The organism is Ignavibacteria bacterium, assembly GCA_015709655.1.
Classification (GTDB): Bacteria; Bacteroidota; Ignavibacteria; order Kapaibacteriales; family Kapaibacteriaceae; genus OLB6.
Genome location: CP054181.1, coordinates 2,420,181 through 2,432,596, shown reverse-complemented (window position 1 = coordinate 2,432,596; position 12,416 = coordinate 2,420,181). Strand labels below are relative to the sequence as shown.

Genomic DNA, 12,416 nt, shown 5'->3' with positions numbered 1-12,416 from the left:
TTATTTCGGGCGCACGGCCGTGCGTCCCGACGTCCAGTACGTTGCATACATCTGATAAATAGGCCCCCCTCCCTAAAGCCCGAAGGGGTTTGGGAGGGCCGGGAGAGGCCGGGAGGGGCCGTAGGGGCGACCCACGTGGCCCACACGAAACACCATATAAAACGCAATAAAACGATAAGAAACGATAAAAACGATAAGAACAGATGTGTCTGTTTATTTCGGGCGCACGGCCGTGCGCCCCGACGTCCAGTACGTTGCATACATCTGATAAATCTGGCTCCCCCTCCCTAAAGCCCGAAGGGGTTTGGGGAGGGGGCCGGGGGGAGAGGCCGGGGAGGGGGCCGTAGAGGCGACCCCACGTGGTCGCCCTGTACGAAGCACCATATAAAACGCAATAAAACGATAAGAAACGATAAAAACGATAAGAACAGATGTGTCTGTTTATTTCGGGCGCACGGCCGTGCGTCCCGACGTCCAGTACGTTGCATACATCTGATAAATATGGCTCCCCCTCCCTAAAGCCCGAAGGGGTTTGGGGAGGGGGCCGGGGGGAGAGGCCGGGGAGGGGGCCGTAGGGGCGACCCCACGTGGCCCACACGAAACACCATATAAAACGCAATAAAACAATAAGAAACGATAAAAACGATAAGAACAGATGTGTCTGTTTATTTCGGGCGCACGGCCGTGCGCCCCGACGTCCAGTACGTTGCATACATCTGATAAATCTGGCTCCCCCTCCCTAAAGCCCGAAGGGGTTTGGGGAGGGGGCCGGGGGGAGAGGCCGGGGAGGGGGCCGTAGAGGCGACCCCACGTGGTCGCCCTGTACGAAGCACCATATAAAACGCAATAAAACGATAAGAAACGATAAAACGATAAGAACAGATGTGTCTGTTTATTTCGGGCGCACGGCCGTGCGTCCCGACGTCCAGTACGTTGCATACATCTGATAAATATATCCCCCTCCCTAAAGCCCGAAGGGTTTGGGAGGGCCGGGGAGAGGCCGGGAGGGGCCGTAAAGCGACCCCACGTAGCCCACACGAAACACCATATAAAACGCAATAAAACAATAAGAAACGATAAAACGATAAGAACAGATGTGTCTGTTTATTTCGGGCGCACGGCCGTGCGCCCCGACGTCCAGTACGTTGCATACATCTGATAAATCTGGCTCCCCCTCCCTAAAGCCCGAAGGGGTTTGGGGAGGGCCGAGAGAGCCGAGGAGGGCCGCAGAGGCGACCCACGTGGCCGCCCTGTACGAAGCACCATATAAAACGCAATAAAACGATAAGAAACGATAAAAACGATAAGAACAGATGTGTCTGTTTATTTCGGGCGCACGGCCGTGCGTCCCGACGTCCAGTACGTTGCATACATCTGATAAATATGGCTCCCCCTCCCTAAAGCCCGAAGGGGTTTGGGGAGGGGGCCGGGAGGTGGGGGTGCCAGAGGGCCGTAGTCCGCCCCCTCGGAAAGATGACGTGGCACGGATGTGCAGGTGGTTTGTGCATAACCGCAATGTGGACATCCGTGGGGGCGACTGGTATGGTTGCCCTCAACAAAACGTCGTTATCAAAACCATGATATCGTAGGGGCGACCCCACGTGGTCGCCATGCACGAAACCATTGTAACGGCGGATGGCATCCGCCCTCCACGAAACATCATAAACAATATCACGAAACCGTTGGGACGGAAACCCGCCCGCACACATCAACGTTGAACACAGCGCATAACTGTAGGGGCGACCCCACGTGGTCACCCTACACCACGTGGTCGCCCTACACATGATCACCCCTCGCACAGCTGAGTGCCAGAATCAGTGCAGAATTTTACGATTACTATGATTCATGAGGAATTTCTGTTTATCCCCAGATCCTGAAAATCCTGATTCTGACATAATGCGCAGATGGGTTAGACTATTGAAGTCCACAATACCCTCTTACATGGCTGCGAGTTTGGCAATCCCCATGTTTTCCGCTACGCTCTTGAGCCAGTCAGTATTTTTCTGTTTCTCCGCCTTCATGATAACGATAAACCTGCCCCCCAGTGCATAGGTGACTTCAGCCTGTCCGGACTGTTTGTAAAACGTCTCGTAACCGTTGATCATCTCGTCGGACGTTTGGAACGTACCCTCCGTTTTCTCAGCATTATCAGTGCGGATTTTAATTCCAAACATCATAGTCTGGAAACCGTATTGAGCCATACTTGCATTGTAGTCGGCAAGCTGAATGTCCACCGTTCCTTTGTCGGGAGAAGTGTAGCTGCGCGAAACCTGGGAGTACGACATCCCCTCAACATTCACTGTTTCATACGCGGGCTCTTCGGCTGTATAGCCCGCTAACGAAGATGGCAGATACTTCATAAGCTCGTCTGTAGAGAGCGCAAGAGTGTCGCCTTTTTCACGGCGCTCCTTTTGCCGCTGTTCTATCTTCGAGATCGTGGTTTGGGCATCTTGAGCAGATTCAGCTATATTTTTAATGTTCTCAACCTGCTCCGACACTTCCTTGAGCTCTCCCCCACAGCCATATAATGCCAAAACACCACTAATACTTGCTGTTAACAGAACCCTACGCATAGTAATCATGTCCTTGCTTTAATATGAAAATGATATTTCGGTGTAATATACGAATGCTACTGTGCAACAACTATGATTGATTTTTGTATTTTCAGATGTTGCCGGGAAGTAAAGGCTACAGGTGCGGAAACAAATTCATGGCTTACTCATTAACAAACAATTGGCTCGGATCCGGACTGTGCATCGCAGCCAAGCACTGAGTACGGATTTCATTTAAACGATGGACATTCAACGTGGCTAGTTCGATATTTCGCAGGTTTACCGGCGACAAAACACAAAAAGACCATGTTTTTGGAGTTGATGTTGAGGCTGACCTGCGCTTGCTCCTTGACGAAGGGAAACGCTCACTGCCAAAGTTTAACAGCTCTGCTGTCGAAAAAGCCTTCCGCTTCTGCGTAAATGCACACATTAACGACTTGCGTGTGTCGGGCGAACCGTATTATACCCACCCCCTTCAGGTTGCGCTCATCGTCATCCGGGAAATCCCGCTTGATGATATTAGTGTTATGGCAGCGCTGCTCCACGATGTTGTCGAAGACACCATGTTTTCGCTGAAGGACATCGAGTCTGAGTTCGGCTCTGAAGTTGCAGCCATCGTTGATGGCGCTACTAAAATCAGTGATGTTTTCGCAAGCCGTGAAATCACACAGGCCGAGAATTACCGCAAGTTGCTTCTCTCCCTTGTAAATGATGTACGGGTTATCCTGGTCAAGTTTGCCGACCGCCTGCACAACATGCGCACGATTGATGTTCTGAGTCCGGAACGTCAAACTCGGATGGCCCGTGAAACCATGGAACTCTACGCACCCTTTGCTCACAGGTTCGGACTTGCCAACATAAAGTGGGAGCTCGAAGATTTAAGCTTTAAAGTACTAAACCCCACTGCTTACAACCAAATTAAATCGGGATTGAACAGCACCCGTGAAGAGCGAACCGAACTAATTGAGCGCTTTGCCCAGCCAATAGCCGAAAAACTCCAGGTCGAAGGCCTGAAGTTTGAAATTAACGGTCGGCCCAAACATCTGTATTCCATTTATCAAAAAATGGTTTCGCAGGGCAAGCAGCTCGACGAATTATACGACCTGTTTGCAGTTAGAATCATCCTGGACACCAACGATGATAACGACTGTTTTCTAGCCTACGGAATCGTTTCTTCTATCTACCGGCCTGTTCCTGAACGGTTCAAAAACTATGTTAGCATCCCTAAAAAAAATGGATATCGCTCTCTGCACACAACCGTCATCAGTAACGACGGGAAGCGTGTTGAAGTGCAGATACGTACCCGCGCCATGCATGAATTCGCTGAACGCGGAGTTGCTGCACACTTCCGGTATAAAGCTCAGAAAGGGGCTACATCTTCGTGGATTAACAGTACCGATTTGGAAGAGTGGGCATCGTGGGTGCGCGACATTTTTGAAAGTGCAGGTGACGATGCTGCGCATCAGATACAGGAAAGTTTTAAACTCAATCTGTATCAAGACGAGATCTACGTTTTTACGCCTACCGGTGAGCTCCGTATTCTGCCAAAGGGTGCCACACCGATTGACTTTGCTTTCGACATTCATTCGCAGGTAGGGGCCCGGTGTATCGGCGCCAAGGTTAACAACCGCATTGTCCCCCTAAGCCATGAACTGCAAACCGGCGATCAGGTTGAGATCCTTACTTCAAAGAATCAAACGCCCGGTAACGACTGGCTGAAAATTGCTGTCACCCATAAAGCCAGAACCCATATCCGACGTATCCTGAACGAAGACCGTCGAGGAATGGTTGCCCGAGGCAGGGAACTCTGGGAAAAGCGTGCAAAGAAACTTAACATCTCCGTTAACGATGATGATCTCGAGCGGATAACTGCTCAGCTGAAATACCAAAACCGATCAGACTTCTTCTATGCCATTGCGTCTGGCGACATTACCATCGACGATGCAGTCACTACCGTGCTTGAGAAGCTCCAGCCCAGGGCTGCCGAGGCGGAAGCTAGGTCTGACCAAGCCCCCTCCTTTGAAAAATTCAGCTCGACTGCTCGAAGTGATGTGGGAGGCGTTTACATCGTTGGTGATAGCAGCCGAAATACGAATGTGCAGTTCAGTTACGCCAGGTGCTGCAACCCGGTTCCGGGAGATGACATTGTTGGGGTTGTCACCGTGGGCAGCGGGATTAAAGTGCATCGGTCCAGTTGCTCAAACATCCAGGATTTAAAAACAAAGCTCGGGTCGCGTATCCTTGAACTGCAATGGAGCATCACAAATCGTGGTGAATTTCTTGCGGGAATCAAAATTACCGGCGATGACAGACCCGGAATGCTAAGTGAAATCACAAGTGCTGTTAACGCTGTTCAGAGTACAAATATCCGGGGTGTTGATATCGATGCCTATGACTCGGTCTTTGAAGGTACCCTGACAGTCTATGTTCAAAACACCGATCATTTGCAAAAGATATTCGATAAACTTCACCGTATCCGGGGAATTCGGACCGTAGAGCGGTTCGAGGGTTAATTTACTCCCCTATATTTGCGATATGATGACTTTAAGCACAAGTACAATTTTGTTCACGCTGTTTGCCGTTGGAGCCGTTACAACCGCGTTACTTACCATCACGCGCAAGAACCCGGTAACCTCCGCAATCAGTCTGGTAGCCCACTTTTTCATGCTTGCCGGACTCTACCTTACCCTGCAGGCACAGTTTGTTGCCGCAGTTCAGGTCTTGGTCTATGCCGGTGCCATCATGGTCCTGGTTGTTTTCGTAATTATGTTGCTCAATCTGGGCAGAGAACAACAGGCACGCGAACGGGGTAGCATCCTGCGAGCTACCGCAGGTATAGCAACCGGAGCCATATTTATCGTATTGGTTGTTATGGCACTGATCGGACGCCCGACGGGAAAAGCTGAACTGGATCCGGCTGCTCTTCAAATTGGTACGGCAGAGTCGATAGGACAACATCTGTTTACCAATTACCTGTTTCCATTTGAAGCGGTAACTCTTCTCCTTCTTGCTGCACTCATCGGTGCAGTGGTTTTAGCCCGAAAACATCAAGCAACCGAAGAATAATTATGCTGCAATCAATACCCTTAGACTACTACCTTATCCTCTCTGCCGTCCTGTTTGTAATTGGAGCGGTTGGAGTTATTACCCGCAGGAATGCAATCATCATCTTCATGTCGATCGAGCTCATGCTGAACTCGGTGAACCTTTCAATGGTGGCTTTCTCTGCATTCTCCGGAGATATTGCAGGACAGTTGTTTGTGTTCTTTATCATGGCTGTGGCGGCCGCAGAAGCTGCAGTTGGCCTGGCCATTGTATTGGCTCTCTTCAGGAATAAGCAAACCGTTTATGTTGACGAAGTAAATATCATGAAGTGGTAAAACCTATGAAACGCATCCTGTCTGCCATTGCCCTCCTTTCCCTGGTGTTTGCTGTTTTATACAGTTGCGACACCACCACGCCAAGTACCGAAGCAGAACGCATCAGCATCAGTGACCTTGGCAATAACCCCGGTTTCTCTTGGTTCCAGGGTGAAGTTGCAGCCTATACACCTGATTCCAATATGGTAAAGGTGGTGGCTTCGGCATTTCAGCCGGACAGACAGAGGGTCTGCATCTTCGTGCGGCCGTCTTGCGGATGCCGCGGCACTCAAAAGCTGTTCCCCCAGATTATGAAAACCCTTATGGCTGCAAACATTGATATGAGCCTGATCGAAGTTTGGGGTATGCGTAATCCTTCAGATAATAACCCCTACACGTCAGTGTACCAGCTGCAGTCGCTGCCAACCATAGTTGTAATGCGGAGTGGCGGAGAAAGCGCCCGCATAATTGATGCAGACTATAACGAGGTCAATGCCGATTCGCTGATTGCTGCTGCTGTTTCACGATAAGGGCATTTCCCTTTTTTACGCAGGAGGAAAAGTGAAGCTTTTTCGTATGGCAGGAGTGCTGGCGCATATTCTGCTTGCCACCATTTGTTCGGCGTCTCCAAGTATTCAGGTTGTTCATAATTGTGCCGACCCATCGCTGCAGACCCTGGATGTGTGGATCAACAATTCACAACTGATAAATGATGTTAAATTCCGCAGTGCTACACCATACACTGAATTCAACGGTACCGGCACGGTAACCATCGGGTTTGCACTTGCTTCTTCTGCTTCTGCTGACGAGTGCCTTGTCCGCTTTGATATTGCAGTTGCCAACAATGAACGCATGGTGGTCGTGTTGAATGGTGTTGGTTCGCCCGACAACTTTCTGCCAAATCCTGATGGAGCCGGTACTGAATTATCCCTGACTACCGTTCACAACATCCCTGAACCGGGTACTGAATCCTCAGCCACCCTCGGTGTGGTACATGGTACAGCCGATGCACCATCGTTTGACATTCGGATTTCTGGTATGGGGCTTATACCTGCCCTTGGTTACACTGCTGTAAGCCCCCTTCGTCCTACCACAGCCAACAACCATGTGCTGACAATTTCACCTGCAGGCAGTCAGCCACAGTTTGCATATACGGCCGACCTGTCTGACTATGGCGGCACTTGTGCCCTTGTAGTCATCTCAGGCTTCCTGTCTCCGCAGTTCAACCAGAATGGTCCTGCAATGGGCCTGTTCCTTGTCCCGACTGCCGGCGGTGACCTTGCAGTCCTGCCTCTCACTGCAGTACAGGCAACAGCAGCAGTGCAGATTATTCATAACAGCCCTGATACCACACTAGGTGTTGTTGATATTTATGCAGCAGGCCAGCTTATTGCCGATGATTTGCCGTTCAGAAATGCTACAGGTTTTCTTGACCTGGATGCTGCGTCAGACGTTCCATTTGCGATTGCACCGGCATCAAGCACCTCTGTTGCACAGGCCGTTGCCACATTCAATGTTAGCATAACCGAAGGCCGGCACGTTCTCATTCTTAACGGTATCGTTGATACCACCGGCGTACAACCCAATCCCGATCACAGAGCAGCAGGTATTTCGCTTTCACTGGACCATGTCAGCGGGATCCGCGAAGTCGCACAGAGTCCGGGTACTGTTGATATCGTATTTGCGCACGGTGTAATTGACGCTCCTGCAGTAGATTTCAAAATCGAAAGCATATTAAATGCAAAAGATATTTATTACCGGACATTCTCTGATTACCTGTCGGCCGAAGCAACATCAACCAGGGTAGCACTTCTCAGTACCGGAGGACATCCCTTAACAAGCGGTACTGCCAACCTTGGTCTGCTATCAGGATCAGCTGTTGTATTCGTTTATTCAGGCATCGAACGTCTGGCGTTCACTCCATACGACGCTGCTCTACTGGTGGCAATACCTGCCGGCGGCAAGCTGTTGCAACTGGGCGAACTCACCGATGTCCGGGAACACGCGGCCAATACACCGATCGGTTTTTCGATTTCACCCAACCCTGCCTCGACCCGTACCCGAATTACATTTTCTGAAAGGGGCTATGCCAGGCATAGCTCTGTACGGATTATCTGCGCCAACGGAGCTGAAGTACCAACACCCATCCGTTGGCTATCAGATACCGAGGCCGAAATTGATCTGCACCACCAGAGTGCCGGAGCATATATGGTACTGATTCAGGACGTCGAAAAGATGGCGGCAATGAAGCTGCTGATCCTACCGTAAAGTAGAAACGGCCCGCAGCAGAGCTCGAGCCGTTGGTGCAAGCGGCGGGAGTCGAACCCGCACGGGGGTTGAGCCCGCCGGATTTTGAGTCCGGTGCGTCTGCCAGTTCCGCCACGCTTGCGGTGGTGGTGGTGGGCGGTGAGGGATTTGAACCCCCGACATCTTGCTTGTAAGGCAAGCGCTCTGAACCAACTGAGCTAACCGCCCCTGTCCGTAAAACGAAGCTTCAAATATACACAGAATTCTGTTACCACGCTATACCTGTGCTATAACAGCGTCGAGACCAATGACGGAGGTTGGCACCGCTTCCGCTATTCCATGTAAAGGCTGCATGGCTTACCTACTCTGTCTTCTCCGCCATCCATACCATAGCCGTGCGTCATACACAACAGATTTCAATATATTTTTTTATATTCAGTGCAGAGGACCATGCACAGACTGTGGCAGTTTACCAATAACTCCTGCAGGGTCAGCCTGCATTCCTGCCATCGCCATGCCGTAAGCCCCTTCTCAGCTTCTTGCATCTATTCGTTATCACAAACATCATTCGTACTGGTCGCACACAAACGCGTACTGTTCCGACACAAACAATTACGGTACTGCTTCAACCCGGCGGACTTCCGGCACAGCCGCGCGCACCGTGCGTTCTACACCGGCGCGTAGCGTCATTGGCAGCATGGCACATCCAACGCACGAGCCCTTAAAACGCACCTCGGCAACGCCAGTTTCGGGATTAAACGACACAAACTCGATATCTCCGCGATCCAGCACCAGATAGGGTCTGACGCTTTCCAACGCTTCCAGGATATGTTGTTCAACCTCGGTCACCGGATACTCTTGGTCAGCATTAAATCTGAATATTAACCGTTGGTTGCAGCTTCTCATGGTTCTGCACCCTGATGGCACTCAGCACGCGGTCGGCCAGCACTTGATACGCTTTTGCCGCTGCATCGTTAAGTGGTTCGAGCACCGACGGAATGCCAGCATCGCTACCCTCGCGGATTCTGATCGTGAGTGGAATTTCTCCAATCAGCTGCACTCCAAACTCATCAGAGACACTAGCTCCGCCGCCTTGCCCGAAAATGTAGTATTTCTTGTCTGGTGCATCATCAGGAACAAAATAACTCATGTTTTCGATCACGCCCAACACGTCCACCTTTACCTTGCGGAACATCTGGATTGACCTGCGGACATCGGCGAGCGAAATCTCCTGTGGCGTTGTAACAATTAGGGCCCCCGTTAACGGTATGCGTTGAGTAAGGGTAAGCTGGATGTCACCCGTACCAGGTGGCAAATCAAACAACAGCACATCAAGCTCGCCCCACTGGATCTGGTCAACCAGCGTTGTAAAATACCCGGCGAGCATAGGCCCCCTGAGAATAGCAGCCTGGTCGCGTTCCATTACAAACCCGATTGATGCAATTTTCACAGCATACTGCTCGTTTGGATAGCCCAGAATCTTCCCGTCCTCCGTCTTCTCGGCACGCATGCCGGCAGTTGTTAACCCAAACATCGTGGGCTGCGACGGACCATACACGTCTGCATCCAGCAAACCAACGTTCAGACCCTTTTGTGCCAGTGCTACTGCAAGGTTTGCAGCGGTCGTGCTTTTACCTACCCCACCCTTGCCTGATGCTATTGCAACAAGGTTTTTAACTCCGGCCAGTGCAGCGCTGCGTGGCGTTTGCGGAATGCCGGTTTCACGAACTAAGACCGAAACCTCGGCATCCGGGTAGCTTGCGTGAATAGTGTTTGTAATGTGATGATCAACACGCCGTGCAACTCCGTGAATAGGCTGTACCAACTGCAGGTACACCCTGACGGTATTACCATCAACCTCTACGGAGTGGATTGCCTTGAGTGAATCAAGTGATTGCAAAATATCGGGATCCTGGATTTCTCCAATCAAATTTTGGATATCGGTAGATGTCATAGTACCAGCAATTGTAACATGTAACAAGATTATAATGTCGTACACCCGGAACGAATCCGGAGCTGAACAGATATATTGTATGAGTGCAAAATTACAGCAGACGGTACCCATGGGGTTCCATGCTTAAATTTGCGCTCTTGTTTTTGACTTAGACACAATTACTTATTCACATTTTGAACTAACGGAGTTCGCGATGAAGTTATCGCTACACGTGCTGGGTGGCCTTCTGTTGGCAGCAACAGTACTGCAGGCTCAGCAGACCTTTAAGTTATTTACGAATCCGGAGGCCGACAATCAGCGTCCCCTGTTTCGTACCATGGAAACCAACATCACCATCCCTCCTGCCGAGGTTCCGGTGATTTCAGCCAAGTCTGGATCGGAAGTACAGGCTCTTACCTACACCGCAATGTATGGCACTGACTTTTACCCTTCCTGGGAAGCTGGCGACAATACGGTTTTCCTGTATGATCATGCAACCAACGCTACATTCCTCTTCCGTCCCCGTCGCGTTTTTAATCCCAGTGGCCAGCTCACCGGCGGTAGAATTGATGCCTACATCACAACCGACGATGGTGCAAACTGGGCAACGATGGAGTTGTATAATAAACCAGACCGGTTCCTAACGTTCCCACGGGTTGGCCTGGTAAACGCTAACAATGCGCAAACCGACCCATCGAAGCTGGAGTACATTGTTTTTTGCTCATCGTTCGAAAAACGCGGTGCAGAATGGCCGCTTATCGGCGGCTTCGGGCTATTCTTCCCGGCTTCAGGCGCGTTTGATTACGAAATGGTGCAGCCTGAAAATGCACCGGCAGACCTGGGTTGGGCCACTACGGGGTCAATTGTCAGTGTTTCGTCGCCTAATCCCGGCGTGTACTATGCGGATCTTTTGGACAAGAAGGACCAAAACGGAAGCAGCCAATGGGGTGCCTATGGTACATGGGGCTACGATTTCGAGGTTAATGACTTTACAGCCAGCACCATGCCTGATGCCTGGAGAATTTCGCAATTCCGTGTACCGTCACCAACAAACCTAAACTCGCGCATGAACAGTGAAACGAGTCTGGATGCCGATGCCGATGGGAAGTTGTATATGGTCGTAAATAACATCCTGACAAGCAATCCGGAAGTTCGTGTTCCAATGGTAAGCACCTCCGAAGATCAGGGTTCAACGTGGACTGAATTCACGGTTATGCCGGAGGCTCTGTTTAGTGACTATCAGCAAACGCAAGGATGGGGATCAGTTGTCATCTTCAGACAATACGATTCGTACGAACTCCTCGTCACCGGAAGAAATCGTTTTTCATACTTCCTGCGCCTGGCTGATTACGGCGTCAATCGCGACAGTCTTACCAATCTCCACATTGTTGAAGTGGGATATGACAACGGTGCATGGTCTTTAACCAAGGTCGCTGACCTCAATGGTATTCCGCTAGAATTCTTCCGCCAGGATTCGGCCTCGGGCGGAGCACAAACGCCTAACTGGATACCGTCATATCAGGTAAATCCTCGCGGACATGAAATTCAGGCTGCTCTAACTGCTGATGGTCAAAATATTCTGCTTAAGTGGATCGACGAAAACCCCGATCTTCTGGAAGATGGATTTTCACAGATTGCACTGTTCAACGCTGGCGGTAGCACGTTTACTGAAAATGAAATCACCGGGCTCTTCTATACCGATATTTACTTCTGTCATCGTCCGGTTAATTCATCGGCATGGAGCTCAAAGGTGAACATTACAAATGACCGCGTTTACGATCACGGTACGTTACTTCCGCCGGTTATCAAGAGCCTTGAGTCTGTCCCGATTGTGAACCTGCTTGGCTTCAAGAAAAACACGATTCCGGCACAAAGTACATGGCGTGCACCATTGAGCAATCTCCCGGAAGTTATCCTGAACGCCACCGTTGACTATCGCACACCCAACGTGGTTCAGACAGCCTTCTTTAATGCTCTTAACCCGTCATCGGTGAACGAACAGACAGCCCCGGCATTCCATATAAACACCATCGCACCAAACCCGGCCACAACAGCCGCGGAGGTTACGTTTACGATGGATCAGCCTGCACCGGTCCGCGTTGAAGTTTACAATGTGAATGGAGAACTTGTTCACACCGCTTATACCGGATCACTTGATGCAGGCATACACGGTATATCAGTGTCAACTGATTCGCTTCCGGCTGGTGCGTATGCCGTTGCCATCACCGTTGGCAGCAAGCGTAGCACACAAATGCTTTCAGTTGTCCGCTAAATTTACTTTTTATAGAAATTCAGCTAAGGGGAGCGCTTAAGGCGCTCCCTTTG

The 12,416-nt window shown here is 50.5% G+C and carries 9 protein-coding genes and 2 tRNA genes; 6 read left to right on the top strand and 5 right to left on the bottom strand.

Translation table 11 applies throughout. The features are described from left to right. Positions 1 to 1,937: 1,937 nt before the first annotated feature. Positions 1,938 to 2,573, bottom strand: coding sequence for a hypothetical protein (locus HRU79_09790; protein ID QOJ26917.1), 636 nt, complete (start codon positions 2,571 to 2,573; stop codon positions 1,938 to 1,940). A 314-nt stretch (positions 2,574 to 2,887) separates the two neighbouring features. On the opposite strand from HRU79_09790, the gene HRU79_09785 reads away from it, so the two are divergent. From HRU79_09785 to HRU79_09765, 5 genes are read left to right on the top strand one after another with little or no spacing between them, the layout of a single operon-like run. Continuing rightward, positions 2,888 to 5,065, top strand: a complete 2,178-nt coding sequence (locus tag HRU79_09785) for a bifunctional (p)ppGpp synthetase/guanosine-3',5'-bis(diphosphate) 3'-pyrophosphohydrolase (GenBank protein QOJ27315.1) — start codon at positions 2,888 to 2,890, stop codon at positions 5,063 to 5,065. 22 nt (positions 5,066 to 5,087) lie between these two features. Next, positions 5,088 to 5,618, top strand: coding sequence for an NADH-quinone oxidoreductase subunit J (locus HRU79_09780; protein QOJ26916.1), 531 nt, complete (start codon positions 5,088 to 5,090; stop codon positions 5,616 to 5,618). A 14-nt stretch (positions 5,619 to 5,632) separates the two neighbouring features. Beyond that, the gene (gene nuoK / locus HRU79_09775) at positions 5,633 to 5,932 is read left to right on the top strand and encodes an NADH-quinone oxidoreductase subunit NuoK (GenBank protein QOJ27314.1); all 300 of its coding nucleotides are present in this window, start codon (positions 5,633 to 5,635) and stop codon (positions 5,930 to 5,932) included. A 5-nt stretch (positions 5,933 to 5,937) separates the two neighbouring features. Continuing rightward, the gene (locus HRU79_09770) at positions 5,938 to 6,441 is read left to right on the top strand and encodes a hypothetical protein (protein ID QOJ26915.1); all 504 of its coding nucleotides are present in this window, start codon (positions 5,938 to 5,940) and stop codon (positions 6,439 to 6,441) included. Between the two features lie 31 nt (positions 6,442 to 6,472). After that, positions 6,473 to 8,179: a hypothetical protein gene (locus tag HRU79_09765; GenBank protein ID QOJ26914.1), complete on the top strand. Its 1,707-nt coding sequence runs from the start codon at positions 6,473 to 6,475 to the stop codon at positions 8,177 to 8,179. A 33-nt stretch (positions 8,180 to 8,212) separates the two neighbouring features. Here HRU79_09765 and HRU79_09760 read toward each other — a convergent pair. The 4 genes from HRU79_09760 to HRU79_09745 form a co-directional block, all read right to left on the bottom strand. Beyond that, positions 8,213 to 8,300, bottom strand: a tRNA-Leu gene (locus HRU79_09760). An 8-nt stretch (positions 8,301 to 8,308) separates the two neighbouring features. Then, a tRNA-Val gene (locus HRU79_09755) sits at positions 8,309 to 8,386 on the bottom strand. Positions 8,387 to 8,770: 384 nt separating this feature from the next. Continuing rightward, the gene (locus HRU79_09750; protein QOJ26913.1) at positions 8,771 to 9,064 is read right to left on the bottom strand and encodes a NifU family protein; all 294 of its coding nucleotides are present in this window, start codon (positions 9,062 to 9,064) and stop codon (positions 8,771 to 8,773) included. Further along, on the bottom strand, positions 9,027 to 10,112 hold the full coding sequence (locus HRU79_09745) for an Mrp/NBP35 family ATP-binding protein (GenBank protein QOJ26912.1): 1,086 nt from the start codon (positions 10,110 to 10,112) through the stop codon (positions 9,027 to 9,029). The genes HRU79_09750 and HRU79_09745 overlap by 38 nt, the downstream gene beginning before the upstream one ends. 193 nt (positions 10,113 to 10,305) lie before the next feature. Here HRU79_09745 and HRU79_09740 point away from each other — a divergent pair, with 193 nt between their 5' ends. Next, the gene (locus HRU79_09740; protein QOJ26911.1) at positions 10,306 to 12,363 is read left to right on the top strand and encodes a T9SS type A sorting domain-containing protein; all 2,058 of its coding nucleotides are present in this window, start codon (positions 10,306 to 10,308) and stop codon (positions 12,361 to 12,363) included. Positions 12,364 to 12,416 lie beyond the last annotated feature (53 nt).